Origin of the sequence: Haloactinopolyspora sp., from assembly GCF_027324685.1 — a bacterium.
Classification (GTDB): domain Bacteria; phylum Actinomycetota; class Actinomycetes; order Jiangellales; family Jiangellaceae; genus Haloactinopolyspora.
The window spans coordinates 1-25,374 of sequence record NZ_DAHVSH010000034.1 but is presented as its reverse complement, the minus strand read 5'-3'; the positions used below and the strand labels follow the sequence as shown (position 1 = coordinate 25,374).

General features: G+C 69.0%; 24 protein-coding genes. 15 read left to right on the top strand and 9 right to left on the bottom strand.

All coding sequences use genetic code 11. The annotated features are described in order from the left end of the window. The first annotated feature begins 64 nt into the window (after positions 1-64). The gene (locus tag M6444_RS04605; RefSeq protein WP_363326240.1) at positions 65-808 is read left to right on the top strand and encodes an HAD-IIA family hydrolase; all 744 of its coding nucleotides are present in this window, start codon (positions 65-67) and stop codon (positions 806-808) included. 11 nt (positions 809-819) lie between these two features. Here M6444_RS04605 and M6444_RS04600 read toward each other — a convergent pair whose 3' ends face one another. The 4 genes from M6444_RS04600 to M6444_RS04585 all read right to left on the bottom strand — a co-directional run bounded on the left by M6444_RS04600 (position 820) and on the right by M6444_RS04585 (position 6,726). Further along, positions 820-2,529, bottom strand: a complete 1,710-nt coding sequence (locus M6444_RS04600) for a serine hydrolase (RefSeq protein ID WP_298323605.1) — start codon at positions 2,527-2,529, stop codon at positions 820-822. 26 nt (positions 2,530-2,555) lie between these two features. Then, complete coding sequence (locus M6444_RS04595) at positions 2,556-3,863, bottom strand: DUF1343 domain-containing protein (RefSeq protein WP_298323603.1); 1,308 nt, start codon at positions 3,861-3,863, stop codon at positions 2,556-2,558. Positions 3,864-3,894: 31 nt separating this feature from the next. Then, positions 3,895-5,739: a glycoside hydrolase family 3 protein gene (locus M6444_RS04590; protein WP_298323601.1), complete on the bottom strand. Its 1,845-nt coding sequence runs from the start codon at positions 5,737-5,739 to the stop codon at positions 3,895-3,897. A 111-nt stretch (positions 5,740-5,850) separates the two neighbouring features. Then, the gene (locus tag M6444_RS04585; RefSeq protein WP_363326239.1) at positions 5,851-6,726 is read right to left on the bottom strand and encodes an A/G-specific adenine glycosylase; all 876 of its coding nucleotides are present in this window, start codon (positions 6,724-6,726) and stop codon (positions 5,851-5,853) included. A gap of 321 nt (positions 6,727-7,047) precedes the next feature. Between M6444_RS04585 and M6444_RS04580 the strand changes: the two genes are divergently transcribed. Next, entirely contained in the window at positions 7,048-8,250 is a 1,203-nt protein-coding gene (locus M6444_RS04580; protein ID WP_298323597.1) for a hypothetical protein, read from the top strand. Between the two features lie 165 nt (positions 8,251-8,415). Here M6444_RS04580 and disA read toward each other — a convergent pair whose 3' ends face one another. The 3 genes from disA to M6444_RS04565 all read right to left on the bottom strand — a co-directional run bounded on the left by disA (position 8,416) and on the right by M6444_RS04565 (position 11,808). Then, entirely contained in the window at positions 8,416-9,474 is a 1,059-nt protein-coding gene (gene disA / locus M6444_RS04575; protein ID WP_363326238.1) for a DNA integrity scanning diadenylate cyclase DisA, read from the bottom strand. A 188-nt stretch (positions 9,475-9,662) separates the two neighbouring features. Further along, positions 9,663-11,051: a DNA repair protein RadA gene (radA, locus tag M6444_RS04570; RefSeq protein ID WP_298323594.1), complete on the bottom strand. Its 1,389-nt coding sequence runs from the start codon at positions 11,049-11,051 to the stop codon at positions 9,663-9,665. Between the two features lie 52 nt (positions 11,052-11,103). Beyond that, complete coding sequence (locus M6444_RS04565; protein WP_298323592.1) at positions 11,104-11,808, bottom strand: class I SAM-dependent methyltransferase; 705 nt, start codon at positions 11,806-11,808, stop codon at positions 11,104-11,106. A 422-nt stretch (positions 11,809-12,230) separates the two neighbouring features. Between M6444_RS04565 and M6444_RS04560 the strand changes: the two genes are divergently transcribed. Beyond that, positions 12,231-13,415 (top strand): LPXTG cell wall anchor domain-containing protein, encoded by a 1,185-nt coding sequence (locus tag M6444_RS04560; protein WP_298323590.1) that lies wholly within the window; start codon positions 12,231-12,233, stop codon positions 13,413-13,415. Positions 13,416-13,857: 442 nt separating this feature from the next. Here the strand turns inward: M6444_RS04560 and M6444_RS04555 are convergent, their stop codons facing one another. Beyond that, the gene (locus M6444_RS04555; protein WP_298323588.1) at positions 13,858-14,604 is read right to left on the bottom strand and encodes a hypothetical protein; all 747 of its coding nucleotides are present in this window, start codon (positions 14,602-14,604) and stop codon (positions 13,858-13,860) included. A gap of 104 nt (positions 14,605-14,708) precedes the next feature. Between M6444_RS04555 and M6444_RS04550 the strand changes: the two genes are divergently transcribed. From M6444_RS04550 to M6444_RS04540, 3 genes are all read left to right on the top strand, one after another. Beyond that, positions 14,709-15,659 (top strand): Ppx/GppA phosphatase family protein, encoded by a 951-nt coding sequence (locus M6444_RS04550; RefSeq protein ID WP_363326235.1) that lies wholly within the window; start codon positions 14,709-14,711, stop codon positions 15,657-15,659. A gap of 72 nt (positions 15,660-15,731) precedes the next feature. Further along, positions 15,732-16,493, top strand: a complete 762-nt coding sequence (locus tag M6444_RS04545) for a M15 family metallopeptidase (RefSeq protein ID WP_298323586.1) — start codon at positions 15,732-15,734, stop codon at positions 16,491-16,493. A gap of 73 nt (positions 16,494-16,566) precedes the next feature. Beyond that, positions 16,567-17,427: a sugar phosphate isomerase/epimerase gene (locus M6444_RS04540; RefSeq protein WP_298323584.1), complete on the top strand. Its 861-nt coding sequence runs from the start codon at positions 16,567-16,569 to the stop codon at positions 17,425-17,427. A gap of 155 nt (positions 17,428-17,582) precedes the next feature. Here M6444_RS04540 and M6444_RS04535 read toward each other — a convergent pair whose 3' ends face one another. Then, positions 17,583-18,041: a hypothetical protein gene (locus M6444_RS04535; RefSeq protein ID WP_298323582.1), complete on the bottom strand. Its 459-nt coding sequence runs from the start codon at positions 18,039-18,041 to the stop codon at positions 17,583-17,585. A gap of 471 nt (positions 18,042-18,512) precedes the next feature. On the opposite strand from M6444_RS04535, the gene M6444_RS04530 reads away from it, so the two are divergent. The 9 genes from M6444_RS04530 to M6444_RS04490 form a co-directional block, all read left to right on the top strand. Beyond that, a complete protein-coding gene (locus tag M6444_RS04530) occupies positions 18,513-19,133 on the top strand; it encodes a TetR family transcriptional regulator (protein WP_298323580.1) in 621 nt (206 codons plus the stop codon). 146 nt (positions 19,134-19,279) lie between these two features. Then, positions 19,280-19,996, top strand: coding sequence for an ABC transporter ATP-binding protein (locus M6444_RS04525; protein ID WP_298323578.1), 717 nt, complete (start codon positions 19,280-19,282; stop codon positions 19,994-19,996). Beyond that, on the top strand, positions 19,993-20,721 hold the full coding sequence (locus tag M6444_RS04520; RefSeq protein WP_298323574.1) for an ABC transporter permease: 729 nt from the start codon (positions 19,993-19,995) through the stop codon (positions 20,719-20,721). The genes M6444_RS04525 and M6444_RS04520 overlap by 4 nt, the downstream gene beginning before the upstream one ends. Positions 20,722-20,850: 129 nt before the next feature. Next, complete coding sequence (locus tag M6444_RS04515; protein WP_363326237.1) at positions 20,851-21,780, top strand: proline dehydrogenase family protein; 930 nt, start codon at positions 20,851-20,853, stop codon at positions 21,778-21,780. Further along, positions 21,777-22,583 (top strand): pyrroline-5-carboxylate reductase, encoded by an 807-nt coding sequence (gene proC / locus M6444_RS04510; protein ID WP_298323571.1) that lies wholly within the window; start codon positions 21,777-21,779, stop codon positions 22,581-22,583. The genes M6444_RS04515 and proC overlap by 4 nt, the downstream gene beginning before the upstream one ends. Before the next feature lie 86 nt (positions 22,584-22,669). Further along, positions 22,670-23,860: an acetoin utilization protein AcuC gene (locus M6444_RS04505; RefSeq protein ID WP_298323569.1), complete on the top strand. Its 1,191-nt coding sequence runs from the start codon at positions 22,670-22,672 to the stop codon at positions 23,858-23,860. Between the two features lie 182 nt (positions 23,861-24,042). Beyond that, entirely contained in the window at positions 24,043-24,261 is a 219-nt protein-coding gene (locus tag M6444_RS04500) for a helix-turn-helix domain-containing protein (protein WP_298323567.1), read from the top strand. Positions 24,262-24,412: 151 nt separating this feature from the next. After that, entirely contained in the window at positions 24,413-24,514 is a 102-nt protein-coding gene (locus M6444_RS04495) for an AURKAIP1/COX24 domain-containing protein (RefSeq protein WP_074946526.1), read from the top strand. 103 nt (positions 24,515-24,617) lie between these two features. Continuing rightward, on the top strand, positions 24,618-25,374 hold a 757-nt coding region (locus M6444_RS04490), incomplete at its 3' end, for an NAD-dependent epimerase/dehydratase family protein (protein ID WP_298323558.1).

Here is a 25,374-nt window from a genome sequence, read left to right as displayed (position 1 = left end):
GGCGTGGGAGGCACCTACAGTGGGAAACGTGAGTGAGCGGAAGATCGAATGCTGGCTGACCGACATGGACGGCGTTCTGGTGCACGAGCAACAGGCCATCCCCGGAGCAGCGGAATTCCTGCAGCGGCTGGCCGACCGTGAACGGCGGTTCCTCGTGCTGACCAACAACTCGATCTACACACCCAGAGACCTGCAGGCCCGCCTGGCCAGATCATCCGGTATCAACCTGCCGGAGGAGTCCATCTGGACCTCCGCGCTGGCCACAGCTCAGTTCCTCGACGACCAGAAGCCGCACGGCACCGCCTACGTCATCGGCGAGGCCGGCCTGACGACGGCGTTGCACGAGGTGGGCTACGTGCTGACGGACACCGACCCCGACTACGTCGTGCTCGGTGAGACCCGGACGTACTCCTTCGAGGCCATCACCAGGGCGATCCGGCTCATCGGCGGCGGCGCCCGGTTCATCGCGACGAACCCGGACTCCACCGGCCCGTCCCCCGAAGGGCCGCTACCGGCGACCGGCGCCGTGGCGGCCATGATCACCCGCGCGACCCAACGAGACCCCTATTACGTGGGCAAGCCCAACCCGATGATGTTCCGCAGCGCGCTGAACCGCATCGAGGCGCACTCGGAGACCACCGCCATGGTGGGCGACCGGATGGACACCGACATCGTGGCGGGCATCGAGGCCGGCCTGTCGACCTACCTGGTATTGACTGGCTCGACGACGCGCGCTGAGATCGACCGGTACCCGTTCCAGCCGAATCACGTGATCGACTCGGTTGCCGACCTCATCGACGTCATCTGAACCCGCGGCCGTCAGCGGGCCACGAGCGACCAGCCGTCGGCGGTGAACGCCTCGGGGTGCTTCTCGCCGTGGAACGTCGGCAGACCCCGGGTCCGCACCTTGACGTCGTCCACGTGCACGCCCCGGCCCTCGTAGAGCGGGTCGGTCGTGTAGGTCCAGCGCAGCACCGCGTCGCCGGACACACCCGGCAGCTCCGCTCGCGCCGGCCACCAATGCCGCCCGTGGTATCCGCTGACCACGCCGTCGTCGGCCTCGATCCGCTCGTCACCGTGGCGGGCGGTGAACGGCACCGGCTCCCAGCTCTCGCCGTCATCGGTGGAGATCTGCAGGCTGAGCAGGTCGGTGCTCTCGGTGTCGGCGAACAGGTCGAACGTCACCGTCGACGTGCCCTGCAACCGGACCGGCAGGTCGAGCGTCGACGTGGCCGATCCGCCGTCGGCCGCCGCCCACGAGGTGTCACCGGAGCGAGGTGCGACGGCGAGCGCGTAGGCCAGTTCGTGGGCGACATCCCGGCGAGCCGGGTTGATCGAGCCCCAGTCCCGCGAGGGGTGCACCCGGTTGGTCAGCAGGATGACGAACGAGCGCGACTGTAGATCGATGACCATGCTCGTGCCGGTGTACCCGGTGTGTCCGGCCGTGGACGGCGAGGACAGCGCGTCCATGAACCAGCGTTGGTTCAGCTCGAAGCCCAGCCCGTGATCGTTGCCGGGGAACGCCTCGTTCTCGTTGGTGAGCATCGCCTCGACCGTGGCGCGGTCGAGGATGCGAGCGCCGTCGTATGCTCCGCCGTTCAGGATCGCCTGCGCGAGCCGGGCGAGGTCGTCGACGGTGCCGAACACGCCCGCGTGTCCCGCGACGCCACCGAACGACCAGGCGTTCTCGTCATGAACCTCGCCATGCACCATGCCGCGGTCGGGGACGGCCTGGAACTCGGTGGCCGCGATCCGCGGCAGCAGTTCCGGTGCCGGGTTGTAGCCGGTGTCGTCCATGCCGAGCGGGTCGGTGATGCCTTCACGCACCAGCTCAGCCAGGCCGCGTCCAGTGACTTCCTCGGCGACCCACCCCGCGGTGATCATGTTGAGGTCGGAGTACTCGTACGCAGTGCCCGGCTCGGCTTCGGGCGTGGCGTTCATGACGGCGTCGAACCGCGCCTGGTTCGAGGGCTCACGCCACAACGGCAGCCAGGAGACCAGGCCGCTGGTGTGCGTCAGCAACTGCCGCACGGTGATGTCCTGCTTGCCGTTCGCCGCGAACGGCGGAAGGTAATCGGCCACGGGCGCGTCCAGGTCGATCAGCCCGGCCTCCACCTGCTGCAGGACGACGATGGTGGTGAACAGCTTCGAGACCGATGCCAGGTCGTAGATGGTGTCGGTGGTCGCCGCCACCCGCTTGTCCGGGGGCAGCGGCGTCCCGTCGGCGTCGGCGTAGCGGAGCGACCAGCCGGCGGCGTCCTCGGCCACGATCTGCCCGTCGTGGGCGGCCAGCACCACGGAGCTGGCGTACAGCGGGTGATCCGCGCCCGGTGCGGGCTCGGTGTAGGACGCCGCTGCCGCGGTCAAGGCCTCGATCCGAGCCGGGTCGAGACCGGCATCGGCCGGCTCGGCCTGCTCGAGCACGGTGGCAGGCGGCATGAACCCCGACTGCGGCCGGTCGAACCGCGCCAGGCCGTCGTCAGCACCGGCCGGGCTGGCCACGACGCCGGTCAGCGCGAGAGTACCCACCGCGGCCACCGTACCGGCCCGCCGCATCATCGCCGGCCCCGGTAGATCAGGTAGCGCCGCCGCGTGGCGTCGAACCGGGTGAGCTCGTGGCGCCAGGAGTCCACGATCTCGTCCGCCGACGCGCCGGCGTCGACCATCGTCTGCAGCCGGTCCGATCCGTGCAGGAGGTGGATGAACCCGTCACTGTCCCCACCGCCTCGCCAGGCGAAGTCGTCGGGATACAGCTGCTTCGCCGTGACGAGCATGGTGACTCCGGTACGGATGGGGTCGAAGGCCAGCGGATCGGTGACGTGCAGTTGGACGCCACCGCAGGTCTCGCCGGTGTGCTTGCTGAACGTCGGCGAGAAGTAGGCCTCGCGGAAGTCCACGCCGGCCAACCCGGCCTCGTTCAGCGCGTCCGACCAGTGATACGTGCCGTAGGGCGCGCCGATGAATTCGAACGGCCGGGTCGTCCCCCGGCCTTCCGACAGCGCAGTGCCCTCGAACAGGCAGGTACCGACGTACACCTGGGCGGTGTCGGGCGTGGGCATGTTCGGACTGGGCAGCACCCACGGCAGGCCGGTGTCGGCGTAGCGCATGTCGGTGCGCCACCCCTCCAGCTCCACGATCTCCAGGTCGTCCACGACGGCGCCGGCGTCGTCCGGCAGGAACTCCCCGTTGAACAGTTGAGCCAGCTCGCCGACGGTCATGCCGTGCTGCTGCACGATGTAGCGCTGCCCGATGCCGGACTCGTAGCCCGGGTAGAGCATGGGACCGTAGGCCGTGCCGCCGAGCGGATTGGGCCGGTCGAGCACGACGAACTTCAGATCCATCCGCGCCGCCGCGCGCATCGCGGACCACATGGTCCAGATGTAGGTGTAGAACCGAGCACCGACGTCCTGGATGTCGAAGACGACGACCTCCACGTCGGCCTCGGCGAACATGTTCATGAAGTGGGCTTCCTGGGCGCCGTAGGCGTCGTAGACCGTGACCCCGGTGCGAGGGTCGGTGAAGGTGTCCTCGGAGTCGCCGGCCTGCGCCGAACCGCGGAAGCCGTGTTCAGGGCCGAACACGCCGGTGATGTTGACGTTGCCCGAGGCGACCATGCTGTCGACGATGTGCGACGTGTCGGTCAGGATGCCGGTCGGGTTGGAGATGACGCCGACGCGATGCCCGCTCAGGGCCGACCAACCGTCCGCAGCCCACCGCTCCGCGCCGACCTGGACGGTCGGCGCTGTGTCGGCGCGGCCCGGTGGCCGCGAGGCAGCTCCAGGACGTGCGGCGGCGGTCGCGGGCCACGCGGCGGCGGCAGCCACGCCGAGGCCGCTGGCGGCGAGGAACTGACGGCGATCCATGGGGTCTCCCGGTGCTCGTGGGGTCGGTGGGTCAGCGTTCGGCGGGCCAGGACAGGCCGGCTCCGATCGGGTAGAGCACGGAGCCGTCGGCTGCGGGGACGTCCACCGGCAGCCGCCCGGTCGGATTGATGGTGCCGGCGATCACACCGGCGACACTTCGCATCGAGACTGCGGTGGAGGAGTACGCGGCGAGGAAACCGGCTTCCTGCGGTAGGTAGGCGACGTCGTAGGCATCGCGGGTAGCCACGGCGACCACGTTGGTGCCGGTCTCGGTGAGGGCCGTGACGAGCTGGCGTTGCCGGCCCTCGGGATCGGTGCCGCTGGTGTCCCACGCCTTCGACGTGATCACCACGCTCAGGTCGTGGGCGGGCGCGGCCTCGACCGCTGCGGCGATGTCGACGTCGGTCGGACGGGTGCCGGTGTTCAACACCTCGACGTCGGCTCCGTGCTCGCGTAGCGCTGCGGCCGCGGCCGTGCCCGCGGCGCCGTTCGCGGTGGCGACCAACACCGAGGCGCCCTCCGCCTGGATCGGCAGCACCGGCTGACCGTCGGCACCGGTGTTCCGCAACGCCGTGACGGTGCGGCCGGTGATCCGCTGGGCGGTCGCGATATGGGCCCGGTTGCCGACGCGACGGTCGACCGCGGAGACGTCGACGTAGGGATTGGCGACCACGCCGTGCTCGAGCTTGAGCTCCAGAACTCGGGCGACGCTGCGGTCGATGCGCTCCTCGCTGAGTTCGCCGCTGCGCACAGCGTCGATCACCGACTGGTACATGACGTCCATATGGCCGTCCTCGGGTACGAGCAACTGGTCGACCCCGGCCCGCAGAGCCAGCACGCCGGCGACGTCGGACCCCCAGTTCTCGACGATGGCGTCCATGTTCATCGCATCGGTGATGATCACGCCGTCGTAGCCCATCTCTTCCCGGAGCAGGCCGGTGACGATCGGGTGCGACAAGGTGGCCGGGTCGCCGGACGGGTCGAGGCTGTTCACCACGATGTGGGCGGTCATGATGACGTCGACGCCGGCGTCGATCGCAGCGTCGAACGGCGGGCGGTCCAGAGCTTCCCATTCCGCCCTGGTGTGGTCGATCGCGGGGAGTTCGACGTGGCTGTCCTCGCTCGTGTCGCCGTGGCCGGGGAAGTGCTTGGCCGCCGCGGCGACGCCGTGCCCGCGCTGGTAGCCGGCTACCTGGGCACGGACGAACTCACTGGCGATGCCCGGGTCGGAGCTGAAGCTGCGCACGCCGATGACCGGATTGTGCGGGTTGACGTTGACGTCGGCGACGGGAGCGAAGTTCTGGGTGATGCCGACGGCACGGAGCTCGCGAGCGGTGATGGTCGCTGCCCGTCGGGCATCGCGGGTTTCACCGCCGGCTGCCAGAGCCTGGGCACCGGGAAACTCCGTTGCCGGCGGCGGCATCCGGGCCACGATGCCTGTCTCCTGGTCGGCGGCGATCATGAGCGGGGGACCGTCGTCGGTGGCCGCTGCCTGCAAGCCGTTGGACAACCGGGCCACCTGGACCGGGTCGTCGACATTCTGCGACCAGGAGAAGTAAATGACCCCACCGAGGTGGTACTTGTCGACCACCTCAGCCGGCGTGTCCACCCCGTAGGCCGCCTGGTTCTTGGCCGCCTGCTCAGCGGTCACCTCGGTGGCGTCGGTGCCGTACACGTGGGTGACGAAGAGCTGGCCGACCTTCTCTTCCAGCGTCATCGCATCGAGTTGTGCCTGAACGTAGCCGGACGTGCTGCGGCCGTCGGAACCCGCGTCGCCGACAGCGCCGGCCGGCGCGGCCACCAAAGCCACGGCACATCCCACGGCAACCGCGGCGCCCGATCGGCGATGACGGGTGGAGCTGGACGTGCGCGGCATACTGGCCTCCCCGACATGGGCGGTTGCCGTTTTCAGCAAACCAGCTTGAGGCGGAACGTAGCGAAATGATTACCGCGGGTCAAGAGGGGTCACATCGGGGCAAGCCACGTGTCAGCTACTCGGCAGGCGATACCGGTCGCCATCGAGCGGCTCGACCAGTCCGTCGGCGACCAACCCATCGAGTGCGCGCTCTCGTTGCCGTGCGTCGGACCATACGACGTCCAACGCGCTTTTGCCGACCGGTCCCGACGCTTCACGGAGGACGGCCAGCAGCCGGCCACGTGCTTGCCGGTCGGTCCCTTCCCAGGCCTGACCGCGTCTGGGCGGGCCCGCATAGGCGGGAGAACCGGCCAGCCGCCACGTGCATTCGCCCGCGATCGGGCATTCTCCGCAGCGTGGGGCTCGCGCGGTGCAGATGACCGCGCCGAGCTCCATGACGGCCACCGACCAGGTGGGTGCGTCCTCGGGCTCCGGTAGGAGCTCCTCGGCCAGCCGGCGCTCGGCTGCCGTCGCGGATTGCGGTGGGTATTGCGACCCGCTGATCGCGCGGGCGAGCACCCGGCGCACGTTGGTGTCGAGTACGGCATGCCGGGCGCCGAAGGCGAACGAGGCGACCGCTGCCGCCGTGTAATCGCCGACGCCAGGTAGTGCGCGAAGGTCGTCGTAGCCGGAAGGCACGGAGCCGGCGTGCCGGTCGGTGATGGCGCGAGCAGCGGCGTGCAAGCGCAGGGCGCGCCGAGGGTAGCCGAGCCTGCCCCAGGCGCGAATGGCGGCAGCAGGCTGCTCGGCCGCCAACGCTGCCGGGGACGGCCACCGCCGGAGCCACTCCCGCCAGACCGGCTCCACGCGCGACACCGGTGTCTGCTGAAGCATGACCTCGCTGACGAGGACACCCCACGGCGTGCGATCGGCGGCACGCCAGGGCAGATCGCGTGCGTTGGCCGCGTACCACGACAGAACGGAGTCCCGCACGCCAGCGATCGTCACACACCGCCCGATGGAACCGATCGGCGGGGCCACGGGATCGATCCGGGCGCAATGCCGGATTTCGCGAAAGCCGACGCGGTAATCGGACATTGCTGCACATTCAGTGGAACCACGAGTATGCGGACAGTTAGCGTTTGTGCCGCAATGTCAACCATAAAACGCCCAGCTCGAAGCGGTTCAAGTGGATCTTCGAGTCATAAGTACGAATGTCATTGACTAGCCGTAGTGACTGTAGTTAGCGTCAGCGGCTGGTGTGTTCGTTAAATCCGCACCGGGCCCGTCAATCGGGTGGAGTCAACTCGAGTACTAGAAGGAGAAGTTATGTCTAGGCCAATAGCCGGCGCCGCGCGTACGCGTCGTCACGCGGTCCGGGTCGTGGCCGGAGCGACGGGCACAGCGCTCGCGGTCGGCTGCGTGGGCTTGCAGGCACAAGCTGCCGACGACAAGGTGTACGTCGGCTCCGACGACTTCCAGATCGTCGCGGATGGTTACTACGCGACGGCGCAGGTCGAGGTCGCCAGCGGGCTGCCGCTGCCGGTCCCGGTGCCAGAGGTCGACGCCAACGTGACGGTCGGCCAGATCGAGTCCGAGGCCAACTCGGCCGGGATCGAAGGCGAAGACCCGGGCGTGTACTCGCGCGCATTCGGCACCATCGCCAACGTCGGCGGGCTCGGCGCCGATTTCGACGTGCCGTACCTGGTCGAGCAGACGGCGCTGCCGGAGGAAGAGGAGCCCGCGACGTACGGGTTCCACGGCATCGAGGTGCCGGTGGTCGGCAGCCTCAGCGCCATCTCGGGTGAGGCGAAGGCCAACTGGAACAGCGACCTGGTCTCCGAGGGTGCCGAAGGTGGCGTGCTGACCAGCCTGTACTCCGGTGTTGGCCAGGTGGATCTGCTCAACGCGTCCGACCTCGGGCCGGTGACCGAATTGCTGCCGATCGACCTTCCGGTCGACGAGTCGGTCATCTCGATCGGGGCCGGCCAGCTGCTGCAGGAGACCGGGACCTTCGCCAAGGAGGACGGTTCGCTGGGTGGCTACGCCGAGGTCAGCGGTCGCTTCGGTGACGTGAGCGTGCTCGGTGGGGCCGAGAACGGCGGCATCTCCGTGGGCTTCGCGGGCTCCGACGACGGAGAGACGCCGAACAGCTGGGGCCGGCTCGAGGCCACCGGTGAGCCCGGCGGCGCGACCTTCGACTACGACCTGCCGGCGCTGGAGCTGCACGTCGCGGGCGAGGAGGTCATCGACGTCGAGCCTGGGTTCGACCAGACCTTCGACCTCAACGGTCTCGCGGTCAACCTCAACTTCGCCGACTACCGCGACGACGACAGCGTCCTGGCCGAGGACGGCACGACGGCCGAGGCCTCCGGCGGCGGGCTGGCGCTGCGCGTCACGCTGAGCGCTCCGATGCCGCTGCTGGGTGACGTCGAGGTCGCCACCGCCGAGGTCGGGCTGCTGAGCTTCCCGGAGCTCTCGGTCCAGGTTCCGCCCGGCGGTATCGCTGAAGAGGTCGTGGCGCACAGCTGAGGCGACAGACCCATGACGCCGACGTGACCACGATCGGCTGATGGTGGGGCCCGCGCGGGATACCGCGCGGGCCCCATGTCTGTGTCCAGGCCTGATCAGATCAAGCGATGCCGGCATCGAGGTGACGCGGAACGCTGGCGGCACGTACTCGTCGGGCCGTCGCCGTCAGACGTAGCGCTCCAGAATGCTCGACTCGGCCAGCCGGGAGAGCCCTTCTCGGACGCTGCGGGCGCGATTCTCGCCGACGCCGTCGACGGCCTGCAGATCGTCGACGCTGGCGGCCAGCAACTTCTGCAGCCCACCGAAGTGATTGACCAGGCGCTCGATGACGCTGTCGGGAAGGCGCGGCACGCGAGCGAGCAGGCGGAAGCCGCGGGGGCTGACCGCGGCGTCGAGTTGCTCGCCGCCGCCGGGGAAACCCAGAGTGCGCGCCACCGAACCGAGGTCGAGCAACTCGACGCCGGACAGGTTGTCGAGATCGTGGATGGCCTCGCTCAGCGTCCGGCCGCGGTTGCCCGACGGCGCCGGAAGATAGTCGCGGATGACCAGTTCACGGTCGACGTCGACCCCCGCGACCAGCTCGTCGAGTTGCAGGCTGAGCAGCCGGCCGTCGGTGCCCAGTTCGACGACGTAGCCGTCGATCTCCACCGAGATCCGCCGGACCATCTCGAGTCGTTGCGCCACGGCGACGACGTCGCGCACCGTGACCAGATCTTCGATCTCGAGGGCCGACAGGGTGCCGGAGACCTCGTCGAGGCGCAGCTTGTACCGCTCGAGCGTGGCCAGGGCCTGGTTGGCCCGGGAGAGAATCTGCCCGGCATCTTCGAGCACGTAGCGGATGTCGTCGACGTAGATGGCGACGATGCGCATCGACTGGCTGACGGAGATGACCGGGAAACCGGTCTGCTTCGCGACCCGCTCTGCGGTGCGGTGCCGGGTGCCGGACTCGGTGGTGGGAATCGAGGGGTCGGGCACCAGCTGAGTGGCGGCGGCCAGAATGCGGGTGCAGTCGCTGTCGACGACGATCGCGCCGTCCATCTTCGCCAGCTCGCGCAGCCTGGTGGCGCTGAATTCGACGTCGAGGTCGAAGCCGCCGGTGCTCATCTGCTCGATGCGCTTGTCATGGCCGAGGACGACCAGCGCCCCGGTTCGCCCGCGCAGAATCCGCTCGAGGCCTTCACGCAGGGCGGTGCCGGGTGCCACAGCTGCCAGAGCCTGGCGCAGTTTGGCGTCGGCGCCGGCTCGATCGTTGCCCTGCACGTGACCCCTGTCGTGACATAACGGCTATCGTCGTGGCTTCAGTGTACGGCGGCTCGTGTCGTCGTGACCGACGACGAGTAGCGCCGGGTGTATCAGTCTATGGCCTTCGGTGCCGAACGGTGACAAAGATCGGACAGAACGGTCTGAATGGTTCACCGAGAGGCTCCGGATGCCCCGTGTAGCGCGGAGTCCGCTGCCATGGCGAGGGCCTGTCCGACGTCCGGAACTTCGACGACTTTGATGCCGGCCGGGACCGGGCCGGGGTCCGGGGGCACCAGCGCCCGGGTGAAGCCGAGCCGCTCTGCCTCGGCCAGCCGCCGCTGCAACCCGGTGACGCGCCGGATCTCTCCGGCCAGGCCGACCTCGCCCAGCGCAGTGGTGCCGGCCGGGATGGGCGAACCATGGGCCGCGCCGGCCACGGCGAGTAGTACGGCCAGGTCGGCGGCAGGTTCGGTGAGCTTCGCGCCGCCCACGGTCGAGGTGTACACGTCGGCCTCGCGGAGTTTGATGCCGCCGCGGCGTTCGAGCACGGCGAGCACCATCGCCACGCGGGACGAGTCGAGGCCGCTGTTGGCCCGGCGCGGGGAAGCCAGCGCCGATGGCGCCACCAGCGCCTGAACCTCCCCCAGCAGCGGTCGGCGGCCCTCGAGTGTCACGGTGATGCAGGTACCGGGTACCGGCGCGGCGTGCTGGGACAAGAACAGGCCGGTGGGGTCGGCGAGTGAGGTGATGCCGGTGTCGGAGAGATCGAAGCAGCCGACTTCGTCGGCCGGGCCATAGCGGTTCTTCACCGCGCGGACCATCCGCAGCCGGGAGTGGCGATCGCCCTCAAACTGCAGGACCACGTCGACGAGATGCTCGAGCACGCGCGGGCCGGCGATGCCGCCGTCCTTGGTGACGTGGCCAACCAGGATGGTCGCGATGCCGCGCTCTTTGGCGATGCGGATCATGGCCGCAGCGACCTCGCGGACCTGGTTGACGCCGCCGGGTGCGGAATCGACCGCCGGACTGGCGACGGTCTGCACCGAATCGAGGACGATGAGTGAGGGATCGACCTCGTCGATGTGGGTGACAACCGCCGACAGGTCGGTTTCGGCGGCCAGGAACAGCTGATCGGCCACCGCCGACGTTCGTTCGGCCCGCAGCCGGACCTGGGCGGCGGATTCCTCGCCGGTGACGTACAAAGCGCGTCCTGCTTCGTGGGCCCACCGAGCGGTGACGTCGAGCAGCAGGGTCGACTTGCCGACACCCGGCTCGCCGGCGAGCAGGATGACCGCCCCTTGGACGAGTCCGCCACCCAGTGCGCGATCGAACTCGTCGACCCCGGTGGGGCGCGAGCGCGCGACGTCGATGCCGACCGACCCGATGGGCTGCGCGGTTTGACTGACCGGCCCGGCGAGCGTGGCCCCAGTACGCGGTGCCGACCCCGTGGCGGACTCGGTGACAGTGCCCCACGTCTGGCATTCGCCGCAGCGGCCGACCCACTTCGCCGTGGTCCAGCCGCACTCGCTGCACCGGAAGATCTGTGCTGCCTTGGCCATGGTCATAGACGGTATCGGCCGGCTCCGACATGGTCAGGGCTCATGGCGGAGTTCAGAACTCGTGCCAGAAGAGGTTCACGGCGTAGTCGACCATGGTGCCCGCATGTGTCGTCAAGAAGGCGTCGGCGACCTGCGGCGGGAACTCGATGCGGACGACCTGCTCGAACGTCTGTCGATCGGGGTGCTCCCAGCGGATGTCGAGTCGTTCGCGGTGCCAGCCCTGCCGGCCCCAGAATCGCTCGACGGCCTCCGGGTCGTACGACGGATACGAGCGCCGGAACCAGCGACCGAACGTGGACCGAGTGGCGTCGTTGTCGATGACGAACGCCGTGCCGCCGCGGCGCATCACCCGCGAGAGCTCGGTCAGGCCGGGCTCGCAGCCGGGACCGAAAAAGTAGGCCCAGCGCGCGTGCGCGACGTCGACCGAAGCCGACGGGACCGGGAGCTGCTGAGCCGTTCCACGCCGGACGTCGATGCGCGAGCGGAACTCGGGCTCGAGACGGGCGACCCGGCGCCTGGCGGCGGCCACCAACGGTTCGTGCGGCTCCACGCCGGTCACGTGAGAGGCGCGGGCAGCGAACAGCGGAAGATGAAAGCCGGAGCCGCAGCCGACGTCGAGCACCGATTGCGCCGCCCAGTCATGCACCCGCCGCATCGCCGCCTCGAGTACGCCATCCGGATCGACACCGCGGTTCTCGAGTTCGTAGACACGCGCATGGTTCCAGATGTTCGGGCTCGGAATGACGTCGCGGCGCACGGAAAGCGAGTTTCGCAGACGGGTGTGCCGCCTTGGGGGAGTGTGTCCACGGGGTGGTCGGTATCGGTGACATCCGGCGGAGCCCCGAGCGAGCCGGCCGGGCACTGCGGCACGTTTCGGACATCAATGCGCAATTCAGTGAAGATTCGAAAGTAGGGATGTTCGAGTCAATGTGCTGACGACATCAGTGACATTAGGAAAATGAGCTTGACATCACTGTCACCAGCGCCGAATGTACTTCTCGGCGGGGTGGGAAATGATCCAGTGGCCCCGATGACACCTGAGAAGATTTGAGGGGAATTGTGCTGAAGAGAGTCTTGGGCGGTGCCGTTGTAACCGGCACGGCCCTTGCCGTCGGCCTCGGGATGGGGACGATGGCGTTCGCGGATACGGGGGCATCCGGGTCGTCCGATGGCCCCAGAGTGACAGATCTCCAGGACTCCGGCGTCGGTGAACTCGGGTCCTTGCTCGGCATGCTCGGCCAGGCAGGTGCTGACGACAAGGTCGACCAGGCCCTGGACGCTCTGGGCCTGGACGCCGTCGACATCGGCAACAACGTCTGCGCACTGCCGTGGTTGTGGCAGGGTCCGTTCAACGTCTTCTCCGGCGGGCAAGAGGCCTACTACGAGGCGTGTAACGGCACGAGCGGCATATCGATCGGTGACGGGATCAACATCCTCAACAACGGTGCCGAGTCGTACGGCGACGGCATCAACATCCTGAACAACACCTGCGCCGCGCCGTGGTTGTGGCAGGGCCCGCTCAACGCCGGCAACGAGGACCAGTCCGCCTACTACGTGGTCTGCAACACCGAGGAGACGACGTACGGCGACGGCATCAACGTGCTCAATGGCGCGTGCGCGCTGCCGTGGCTGTGGCAGGGCCCGGTCAACGTGTTCGAGGAGGGCCAGGAGGCACACTACGTCGCGTGCAACAGTGACGGCACCACCTACGGTGACGGCATCAACGCGGGCAACAACATCTGCGCGCTGCCGTGGCTGTGGCAGGGTCCGATCAACGGCCTCTCGGACGGCCAGTCGGCTCAGTACATCGCGTGCAACAGCAACGGAACGCTGACCGGCGACGGCGTGAACCTGCTCAACAACGCCTGCGCCGCGCCGTGGCTGTGGCAGGGCCCGATCAACGCTGTCCTGGGCGACCAGGAGGCCTACTACGCGGCGTGCAACAGCAACGGTCACGAGTCCGGGAGCGGGCTCAACCTCCTGAACGAGATCTGCGGGCTGCCGTGGTTGTGGCAGGGGCCGATCAACACGCTGGTCGGCAGCCAGGACGCCTACTACGCGGCCTGCAACAGCGGCGCCCCCGAGGCCGAGGTGGACGGGACCGAGGTGGACGGCACTGAGGTGGACGGCACTGAGGTGGACGGCACCGAGGTCGACGGCACTGAGGTCGACGGCACGGACGCGGACGAGTCCGACGACGATCTGAACGCCGGCTCCAGCGACGGGGCCAACAACCAGGCCGAGGACGAGCTCCCCGACACTGGCGCTGGCAACCAGCTGCTGGTCCTGGGCGCGGCGATGATGCTGGCCGGCGGGATCGCAGCCGTGGCCGTGACCCGTCGTCGCGAACTGTCGCAGCGTTAGGCGTCAACCCACCGTCAAGTTCAGATGAACCACTGGGCCCGCGACACCTGCGTCGCGGGCCCAGTCGTATGAGCAGGCGACTGCCTGCGCCCCAGGATGAAAGCGCCCGGTCGACCGGCCATGAACGTCAGTCGTCGTGAAGATCGTCGTGGCTGAAAATGCCGCTATATCGCGCGTTCCTGCGCACGACGATCTTCACGACTGGGCGGGACCGGCATTCCGGCGCACGACGATCTTCGCGACCGCGCAGAACGGCACTCCGGCGCGCAGCACCCGCTCAGGACCCGGCGCAACGCCACCTCTGTGCACCCTGCCACGCGACCCCACGACCCCTGACCTCCGCGACCCCCGACCCTCGCGACCCCGACCCACGCGAGAACCTCGCGACCCCACGACCCCCGACCCTCGCGACCCCCGACCCCCCGAACGCCGAACCGGCGCACTAATCGGCGGTCGCTGTGGCCGGGTGTGTCACGAGAGGCAGTTGAGCCGCGACGAACGCGTCGCAGTGGCGGGCCAGTTCGTCGTAGGCGGCGTCACCGATCAGAGCCCGCAACTCCGGCTCGTTCGACCGGTAGACCGGCTCGCGACCGACGTGGGCCTCGCTGGTGGTGGTGCAGTACCAGTCCATGTCGTGGCCGCCGGCGCCCCAGCCAGCGCGGTCGTACTCGCCGATCGTGACCTCGAGGTACGTCGTGCCATCGGGGCGCTCGGCTTCGCGATACGACCGCCGCAGCGGCAGCTGCCAGCATACGTCGGGCTTGGTCTCCAGCGGATGCATGCCGTTGCCCAGCGCGTACCGGTGCAGCGCGCAGCCGGTCCCGCCGGCGAAGCCGGGGCGGTTGTGGAAGATGCATGCACCGTCGACCACCCGGGTCTTGCGCTCGCCGTCCTCGTCGGTTTCCACGACGCCGCCGCGCAGTCCCTCGGCTCTCAACTGCCAGTCGTCGGGGCCGAGTCGGGCCGCGAACTTCCGAACGCGACGCTCGTCGTCGGCGTCGGAGAAGTGCGCGCCGTGGGTGCAGCAGCCGTCGTCTGGACGGTCGGCGTAGATGCCAGGGCATCCCTGGCCGAAGATGCACGTCCAGCGCGACGTCAACCAGGTCAAATCACACCGGACGACCTGGCCGGAGTCGGCCGGGTCGGTGAACTCGACCCAGGCCCGGGCGGCCGGCGCGCGAAGCTCCATGCCTTCGACCCTACGAGAATTCGCCGGTGCCCAGGTGAATACCGCGAAGCGAATCGGCAGTGATCAAGCGCGCGACGCGTGTTCGCGTCGGTATCGTCAGCATCGTGCGTATGGGTGTCTTGGACGTCGGATCCAACACGGTCCATCTGTTGATGGTCGACGCCCATGTCGGTGCCCGGCCGCTGCCGGCCTACCAGGAGAAGACCGACCTGCGCCTCGTGGAGTTGATCGACGAGCGTGGTTCGGTGCGCGACCACGCGGTCGACGAGCTGATCGAATGCTGCCGCAGCGCCGTACGAGCCGCTGAAGACAAGGGCGCCACGTCGATGCTGGCCTTCGCCACCTCAGCGTTGCGGGACGCCGTCGGGGGAACCGACGTGCTCGACCAGGTGCGCCGACGAGCGGGCGTGGACCTGCAGGTTCTCAGTGGTGAGGATGAGGCGCGGCTGACGTTCCTGGCGGCACGCCGTTGGTACGGCTGGTCGAGTGGCCGACTGTTGTGCCTGGACATCGGCGGCGGCTCGCTGGAGGTGGCCGCGGGCCTGGACGAGGATCCCGACGTCGCCGTCTCGTTGCCGCTCGGGGCGGCCCGACTGACTCGCGAGTGGTTTCACGCCGACCCGCCCGCGCAGAGCGTGGTCCGCGAGCTACGCCGACACGTACGCGCCCACGTGGCCACCATCGTGGGCAACGTGCACCGGCACGGTCGCCCCGACCAGGTCGTCGCGTCGAGCAAGACGTTCCGTTCGCTGGCCCGGGTCGCCGGGGCGGCTCCGTCGAACCTGGGGCCGTACGTCCGCCGCACGCTGAGCCGGCACGACGCGCACGAGCTGGTGACGAAGTTCACCGCCATGTCCGCCGACGAGCGGGCGCAGTTGCCAGGCGTGTCAGTGGGCCGGGCCGAGCAGCTCCTGGCCGGTGCGGTGGTCGCCGACGCCGCGTTGGACCTGTTCGAAGCCGACGACGTCGACATCTGTCCGTGGGCCCTGCGAGAGGGCGTCATCCTCCGCCAGCTCGACCGGCTCAATGGGCAGGACACCGTCGCCGGCACCTGACAGGTTAAGGTCGGTTGCGGCCGCGATTGGACCATCGCCCACGCGCTGTCAGTTCGGAGGTGCCGCCCGCTCGTGCCCGCAGGTCGACACGCATCCAGGTCCGCTCGCCGCCGTCGCGGGTCCAGCCGGGGGCGGTTCCGGCTCGCCGCGCCGCTGGCCGCCATCGGTGTGGCAGCCACGGCGGTGCAGTTGATGCCCCAGGACCGCGACCCGGACATCGGCGCTGTCGGCCCGATCTGGTCGACCCCGGGCGCCGACGTCGAAGCGTTGCGCACGCGAGCGGCCGAGGAACCGGGCCGCTCGGTGGACTCGCCCCGGACATCACCGACGACCACGCCTCCGCCGTCGAGGACGCCTACCCCGACGCGCACTGGATTCGCGCCCGTGGACGGCTGCGACGCGACGGTCCCCGGTTCCGGCGTTGACAACGGCACCCTCGGTGACGAGTACCTGTGCGACATCGGCTCTGCCCACGCCTTGCGCCCGGACGCCGCCGCGGCGTTCGTCGCCCTGGACGAGACGTACGCCGCCGATGCCGGGGTCGCGGTCGGCACGCTGATCGACTGCGTCACCGACTCCTATCGCAGTTTCGATCAGCAGGTCGAGCTCAGCATCACCAAGCCCGGCCTGGCCGCCGAACCCGGAACCAGCAACCACGGCTGGGGGCTGGCCGTCGACGTCGGATGCGGCGCTGAGCAGTACGACGGCGCGTTGCACGGCTGGCTGGATGCCCACGGTCGGGCTTTCGGTTGGCACAATCCGGGCTGGGCGCGCTCCGATGGCTCGAGGCCCGAACCGTGGCACTGGGAGTACGATCCAAGCCTGTTCGAATGACAGCGGGCGGGTACTGCCGCCTAGGCTTGGTGCCGTGTCGGAACTGCGGCAGAGCGCCAGAGGAGTCGTCAGGGTGCCTTCGGCGCCGGTGGGGCTCTCCACAGCTTCGGTGTATCCCCAAGGCGTGGCCACCGCATTCGAGATGGCGGCCTCGCTGGGCTACGACGGCGTCGAGCTCATGGTCTGGACCGATCCGGTCAGCCAGAACATCGACGAGGTGGAGAGCCTGTCCCGGCGTTACGGCATGCCGGTGTTGTCGGTGCACGCACCATGTCTGCTCATCACCCAGCGGGTGTGGTCGCCGGATCCGACCACCCGGCTACGCAAGTCGGTCGACGCAGCGAACCGGCTCGGAGCCTCGACGGTCGTCGTGCACCCGCCGTTCCGGTGGCAGCGTGAGTACGCTCGTGGCTTCGTCGAGCTGGTGGCTCAACTGGAGGCCGAGTCCGGCGTGGCGATCGCGGTGGAGAACATGTACCCGTGGCGTGCGGCCGGGCGAGAAGTCGCCGCCTACGCGCCGGACTGGGATCCGACCGACGAGGCGTACCGGAACATCACCCTGGACCTCTCACATGCCGCGGTGGCCGGGATGGACGGTCTCGAGATGGCTGAGAATCTCGGCGAGCGGCTCACTCACCTGCACATGACCGACGGCACCGGGTCGGCGCGCGACGAGCATCTGATCCCAGGGCGGGGCAAGCAACCGTGCTCGGCGGTGCTCGAGCGCCTCGCCCGGACGGATTGGCCTGGAGCGGTGATCCTCGAGGTGACCACGCGGCGCGCGCGCACCACGGCCGAACGTGAGGCCGACCTAGCCGAGGCGCTGGCCTTCACCCGCCTCAACTTCGCCGCCGCGGTGGAGTCCGCCTTCGCCGTAGGGTCGGATGGGACGACGGAGATGGTCGCCCGCGACGCGGATGCGTCCACCACCTGACCAAACACGACGTCGCGCCGACGGTGGTACCGCCGACGCGACGCCGGGGTGGTAACGACACGCGGGGTCGCTGCCGGCGTCTGTACGAGACGGGCAGCAACCCCTCGCGTGCCGCCAACTGATGACGTACCGGCCGTGGCCGGCCGGAGACGTGATCAGAGGTTGCGCGGAAGGATCTCCGGGATGACGGGCAGGCCGTCCAGAATGCGGTCCGCCTCCTCCGCGCTGATCTCCTCCGAGCCGTTGCAGGCCGAGTACGAGCCGTCCTGGTTGCCCAGGAAGACGTTGAACGGGCCCTGCCAGAACCACGGCAGCACGCAGGCGTTCTCGCCGAGGTTGACGGCGTCGGCGTCCTCGTCCGAGGCCATGCCGTTGCACGCGGAGTACGAGCCGTCCTGGTTCTCCACCAGCACGTTGAACGGGCCCTGCCAGAACCACGGCAGAACGCAGGCGTTGTTCAGGATGTTGATGTCGGGCAGGCCGTCGGTCTGGGGGATCTCGACCTCGGGCACCTCCGCCCGGTCGGACTCGGCAGCCGTCGCGGTGGCGCCGAAGCCGACGCAGGCCGCGAAAGCGACACCTGCGGCCAGAGTGCCACGCAGAACCTTCTTCACCAGAATACTCCTTGGTTGTGATGCGTGTTTCGCATTGGGGGTGGTACTGATGATGCGCATCGGGACAGAAGCCTCCGTTTCTCGATGCCCGATGTCAAGCGCATTGTCAAAGAGTCACCTCATTGGTTGTCCGTGCGGGTGCAAATGGCTCAGATCTGCCATTGTCCGGTTTCACTCCGCGAATGACCCGGTCCTCCTCAGGTGACCGATGTGACCGAATTCGGGTGACAAAGCGCCGGCGCATGTGGCCGGTCGAATTTGTTTATCGCCCCGCCCGCTTGGGTGGCCCGTGCCGGTGTGCCCCTTTTGGCGTGAGCGTGGAGTGAAGTGCCTAGAATGCGATGACATGAGTGCATCGAGGTCGATGTCTGTTCGAGACGCATCCACGGCCGCCACCTTGACGTGGAGGCGCGCCGGTGGGCAGATTCAACATGTGTTGAGTTTCTGTCGCGCCGGTGTCCGAGCGCTCGCATGACCCGAGCGAGGCCTGGGCGCCGGCCAGGTGCGCCTGACACCAAAGGCGACATCCTGACGGCGGCGCGAACGGAGTTCGCCGCCAAGGGGTACGACGGCGCCTCGATGCGAGGCATCGCGGCCCGCGCCGGCGTCGACGCCTCGTTGGTTCACCACTACTTCCGCGGCAAGGAGAAGCTCTTCCTGGCGGCGATGGAGATTCCGTTCGATCCGGAAGTCATCGCCGAGCGGGTCGAGGGCGGCCCCCTGGCCACCGTGGGTGAACGGGCCGCTCGGACGTTCTTCGAGATCTGGGGTGATCCAGACCGGCAGGGGCCGCTGCTCGCGGTGCTCCGCTCGGCCATGTCGCATCCCGATGCCGCCAGGATGCTGCGCGAGTTCGTCACCCGCTCCATACTCAGTCGCGTCTTGCTGGCGTTCGAAGGCGTGCCGGACGCGCCGCTTCGAGCCGAGGCGATGGTCTCGCACCTCATCGGGGTGGCGATCGCGCGCTATGTGGTGCAGCTCGAGCCGATCGCCTCAGCCAGTGACGACGAGATCGTCGCGCTGATCGGCCCCGCCCTACAGACCTACGTGGACAAGGCGCTCGCCACCAAGGGGCTCGCCGCCGAGGACTGACGAGCCCGGCCGGCGTGGCGCCGGTCCACGCATCTCCCGGCGATACCCGGTTGACGGGGTCGTGTTGCGCGAGCAATATTCAACACATGATGAATTTAGCGAGACAGCGGGCACGACCGCCTGTGGGCACCGCCCCGGACATCGCTGTGCGCGCACGTGGCCTGCGTGTCGTGCGCGGCGAGCGCACCGTTCTCGACGACTTCGACCTCGAGGTGCGCCAGGGCACTCTCACCGGTCTGCTGGGTCCCTCGGGTTCGGGAAAGTCGACGCTGATGCGTGCCATCGTCGGCGTGCAGAAGGTGGCCGGCGGCACGATCGAGGTCCTCGGTCAGCCGGCGGGGTCGAAGCCGTTGCGGCACCGCGTCGGCTACGTGACGCAGAGTCCGAGCGTGTACGGCGACCTGACCGTGCGGCAGAACCTGTGGTATTTCGCGAAAGTGCTCGGTGCACCGAGCACCGACGTGGATCGTGCCATCGAGCAGGTCGACCTCACCTCTCATGCCCATCAACTGGTCGGCCGGCTCTCCGGCGGCCAACACTCCCGGGTGTCCCTGGCAACCGCGTTACTGGGCGAACCCGAGGTTCTCGTGCTCGACGAGCCCACGGTCGGGCTCGACCCCGTCCTGCGCGTCGAGCTCTGGGGGTTGTTCCATCGCCTTGCCGAGTCCGGCGTCACGCTGCTGGTGTCCAGTCACGTCATGGACGAGGCCGAGCGTTGCGAGCGGCTCGTCCTGCTCCGCGAGGGCGCTGTGCTGGCTGACGACACCCTGCCGGACCTGCTGGCGCGCACCGGTACCGCCGATGCCGAGCAGGCCTTCCTCAAACTCATCGAACGAGCCGACAGCGAGGTGAAGGAGTCATGAGCCCGCGGATCACCATCGCCACGTCGGCTCGCGTCCTGATGCAGCTCCGGCACGATCCGCGCACGATCGCGATGCTGCTCGTCGTACCGAGCCTGCTGATGTCGCTGCTCTGGTGGATCTACGACGACGGCCGGATGTTCGACCTGATCGGACCGGCGTTACTCGCGATCTTCCCGTTCCTCGTCATGTTCCTGGTGACGTCGATCGCGACCCTGCGCGAGCGCACGACCGGCACCTTGGAGCGGCTGCTGGCGATGCCCACCGGCAAGCTGGACTTCCTGCTCGGCTATGCCCTCGCCTTCGGCGCGGTCGCCCTGGTTCAAGCCACGCTCACCGCGACGGTGGCGGTCGGGCTCCTGGACATGCGCGCGACCGGCCCGACCTGGATCCTCGTGGCCGTGGCGGTGTTCGACGCGTTGCTCGGCGTGGCGCTCGGCCTGTTCGTCAGCGCGTTCGCCGCCACCGAGTTCCAGGTGGTCCAGTTCATGCCGGCCCTGATCCTGCCGCAGTTCCTGCTGTGCGGCCTGCTCGTCCCGCGCGCGGAGTTGCCCGGCATCCTGGAACCGATCTCCGACGTGCTGCCGCTGTCCTACGCGGTGGACGCGATGCTGGAGGTCCAGGCCGTCGCCGAGCCGAGCGTGACCGGGGACGTCGCCGTCGTCGTCGGGTTTTCGCTCGCGCTGCTCGCCCTCGGGGCGGCCACGCTGCGCCGTCGTACCCCCTGACACCGGCTCGGGTGCGGCCCGCCGGCGGCACCGGGCGGACGCCGTGGTTGGCCGCGATCTGCCCGGCGCAGTGCCGTACTCTGACGGAACAGTGTTGCCGGAACGGAGGTCGCCACGTTGGCCGGAACGATGATGCGCTCGGTGTTGTTCGGTGCGGCGCGAAGCGTGCGGTTGCAACGTACCGTCGAAGCCGTGCCGCTCACGCGCAACCTGGTCGCGCGGTTCGTCCCCGGCACCGAAGAGAGCGACGTCGTGCGTGCCGCCGGCGAGTTGGTCGACGACGGGCTCACCGTCACCATCGATCACTTGGGTGAGGACACCCTCGACCGCGGCCAGGCCGAAGCGGTGACGCGGGCGTACGTGTCGTTGCTGGGCGCCCTGCGCGAGGCGGAGTTCGGCACCGACGTCGAGGTGTCGGTCAAGCTGTCGGCCATCGGCCAGGCGTTGCCCGGTGACGGCGAGGCCATCTCCGTGGACCACGCCCGTCGCATCTGCCAGGCCGCCGAGGACGCCGGCACCACGGTCACGCTCGACATGGAGGACCACACCACGACCGATGCGACCCTGAGCGCCGTGCGCGAACTGCGGGCGGACTTCCCCAGCGTCGGCGCGGTGCTGCAGGCCTATCTCAAGCGCACCGAGGGTGACTGCCGCGAGCTGGCGGTGGCGGGGTCACGGGTCCGGCTGTGCAAGGGCGCCTACGACGAGCCGGCGAGCGTGGCCTACCAGGACCGCGACGAGGTCGACCGGTCGTATGTCCGGTGTATGAAGATCCTGTTCAGCGGTGAGGGCTACCCGATGATCGCCACCCACGATCCGCGTCTGGTGGAGATCGCCGGCTCGCTCGCGGCTCGCAACCGCCGGGAGCAAGGCAGTTACGAATACCAGATGTTGTACGGCGTGCGACCTCGCGAGCAGCGCCGGCTGGTCCGCGCCGGTGAGCGGGTCCGGGTCTACGTGCCCTACGGCGCGCACTGGTACGGCTATCTGGTCCGCAGGCTGGCCGAGCGCCCGGCCAATCTCATGCTCTTCCTACGATCGGTGGCGAGCAAGAAATGACAGTCGCGATTCTCGGCGCGGGGGTGATGGGCGAAGCGATCCTCTCGGGCCTGGTGCACGCGGGACGGCAGGTCTCGGAGATCCTGGTGACCGATCGGCGCCCCGAGCGAGCCGTCGAGCTCACCGAACGCTACGGCGTCGAGGTGGTCGACAACCCCACCGCGGTCAAGCGGGCCGACACTGTCCTCGTGGTGGTCAAGCCGCAGGACATGAACGCACTGATGGACGAGATCCGGCCGTCGGTGCGGCCGGGCCAGCTCATCGTCTCGCTGGCCGCCGGCATCACCACCGCCTACGTGGAATCGCGGCTGCCGCCCGGCGTGGCCGTGGTCCGCGTCATGCCCAACACGCCGGCCCTGGTCGACGAAGGCATGGCCGCCATCTCGGCCGGCTCGCACTGCGACGAGGTGCACCTGCGCGAGGCCGAGGAACTGCTCAGCTCCACCGGCCGGGTCGCGCGTGTGCCCGAGCAACAACTCGACGCGGTCACCGCGATCTCCGGCTCCGGGCCCGCCTACGTCTTCTACGTCGTCGAGGCGATGATCGAGGCGGGCGTGCACATGGGCCTGCCGCGGGCCACGGCGACCGAGTTCGTGGTGCAGACGCTGGTCGGCTCGGCCAAGCTCCTGCGCGAGACCGGTGAGCATCCGACGGTGTTGCGCGAGCGGGTGACCTCGCCCGGCGGCACCACCGCGGCGGCGTTGCGCCTGCTGGAGGATGGCAAGGTCCGTGCGGACTTCCTGGCGGCGATGCAGGCCGCGCGCGACCGTTCGCGGGCCCTGTCGTCCGGCGAGGCGGTCTGACGCCGACGACGCGTCGCCGCCGCTCACCCGTCGGCGCCACCGTCCACTGACGCCGGCTGCGTCGGGCTCATCTAGGGTCGGTGGGTATGGACGATCCGCGCCAAGCCGTGCACATCGCCTGGGACGACTCCCTGACCGGTTACGACTTCGGCCACGGGCATCCGATGAACCCCCTGCGGCTGGATCTGACCATCCGGCTCGCGCGCGAGTTGGGCGTCTTCGATCACCGCGGTGTCCATCTGACGACACCGCCCACGGCCGACGACGCGATGCTGACGACCGTGCACACACCGGAATACGTCGCCGCCGTGCGGCGCGCCGGTGCCGATCCCACTACGTTCGACCTGGAGCGCGGCCTGGGTACCGAGGACAACCCGTGCTTCGAGGGCATGCATGAATTGGCCGCCGGCATCGTGGGCGGGACCGTCGCCGTGGCGGACGCGATCTGGCACGGTCGCGCGACGCACGGTGTGAACGTCGCCGGCGGGTTGCACCACGCCATGGCGGACCGGGCGGCGGGGTTTTGCATCTACAACGACGTCGCCGTCGGTATTCAGCACCTGCTCGACTCCGGCGCGGAGCGCGTCGCCTACGTCGACGTCGACGTTCACCACGGCGACGGCGTGCAGGCGGCGTTCTACGACGACCCGCGCGTTCTCACCATCAGCGTGCACGAGTCGCCGACCACCTTGTTTCCCGGCACCGGCTTCCCGACCGAGACCGGCGGCATGAACGCCGAGGGCACCGCGGTCAACGTGGCTCTGCCGCCCGGGACGACCGACGCCGGCTGGCTGCGTGCCTTCCATGCGATCATCCCGCCGTTGCTGCGCGCCTGGAAGCCGCAGATCCTGGTGACGCAGCACGGCTGCGACACCCATCTCGACGACCCGCTGGCGCACCTGGCCTTGACTGTGGACGGGCAGCGCGCTTCCTACGAGGCGCTGCACGATCTGGCTCACGAGCTGTGCGAAGGCCGCTGGCTGGCGACCGGGGGCGGCGGCTACGCCTTGGTCGACGTGGTGCCGCGCGCGTGGTCGCACTTGATGGCCATCGCGGCAGAGCGCCCCATCTCGCCCGGCACGGCGGTGCCGGCGGCGTGGCGTGATCACGTCCGCGCGGCGCACGGCAGGGTGGCGCCGATCCGGATGACCGACGGCGGGGACGCTGACTTCGCCGACTGGTCCGCGGGATACGACCCGGCGGCGGCACTGGACCAGGCCGTGGTCGCGACCCGGACGGCGGTGTTCCCGCTGCACGGGATGGAGCCGCACTACTGATGCGGCGCGCCGGCGGGCGCGAAGCGGACGAAGGCCGCGAGCGTGACCAACCGCCTACGTCGCGCAATCACTGGGCCATCCCCCTTTCCCATCCGTCACATCCGCCACTACTATCGAGCTACACGTTGCCGAGGATGCGTGTCGACGAGGAGGCGCGCCGCCGGCAACGGCGTGGAGGGGCGATGACGACGAACGGACCACAAGCACCGCTCGATGAGGTGCGCTTTCTCACCGTCGCCGAGGTGGCGACCGTGATGAGGGTGTCCAAGATGACGGTGTACCGCCTCGTTCACGCCGGCACCTTGCCGGCGGTTCAGGTGGGGCGATCGTTCCGCATCCCCGAGAACGCGGTGCACGACTACCTGCGCGACTCGTACGTGCACGGGGCGGAAGCCGGCTGACGACGCCGATCGTGCCGTAACGATTGGATCACGCACCAGGGAGCGCAGGTACTCTTACTCCGGCGCGCGCACACGCTCGCGCCTTGGCAACCGTCCGCGGCCGACTCCGGCCAGCCGAGCGGACAACGACCGAACCGAGTGAGGGTGCCTTGTGGGCTCTGTGATCAAGAAGCGGCGTAAGCGAATGGCGAAGAAGAAGCACCGCAAACTGCTGCGGAGGACGCGCGTTCAGCGGCGCCGCATGGGCAAGTAGAGCCCCACATCACCCCGTACCCGCGAGCCGGTCCGGCCACCGTGGGTACCTCGTGGTGCGGCGTTAGGCTGGCATCGGCGTAACGCGACGGAAGGCTGACCCGGTGTCGAGAGTAGTCATGGTGGTCGGCGTGGCCCGGCACCTGGGAGCACGCCTGGCCGAACGGCTGTCGACCGACGCCGCTGTGGACCGGGTCATCGGGGTCGACATGGTCCGGCCTGCCGACGGCATCGGCGAGGCCGAGTTCGCCTCGGCCGACATCCGCACCTCGGACATCGGCCGGGTCATCGAGCGCACTCGACCGGACACCGTCGTGCACATGAACATCTTGGCCACGCGGTCCGATGCCGGCGGGCGCTCGCCGCAGAAAGAGATCAACGTCATCGGCACCATGCAGCTGCTGGCGGCGTGCCAGCGCTCGGACAGCGTGCGCAAGCTCGTGGTGAAGTCGTCCACGACGGTCTACGGTGCCGGCCAGAACGCGCCTGCACTGTTCACCGAAGACATGGTTCCGGGCACGGTGGCGCGCGGCGGATACGAAAAGGACGCGAGCGAGGTCGAGGCCTACGTCCGCGGTTTCTCCCGCCGCCGACCCGACATCGACGTGACGATCCTGCGTCTGGCCAACGTCGTCGGCCCCACCATCCGCACGGCGCTGTCGGAGTACTTCCTGCTGCCGGTCGTGCCGATCGCGCTCGGGCGTGACCCGCGCTTCCAGCTGGTCCACGAGCAGGACTGCGTCGACGTGCTGCGCCACGCGACGCTCGGCGACCACCCGGGCATCTTCAACGTCGCCGGTGCCGACTTCCTCGTGCTCAGTCAGGCGCTGCGCCGAGCGGGGCGGATGGCGCTGCCCCTGC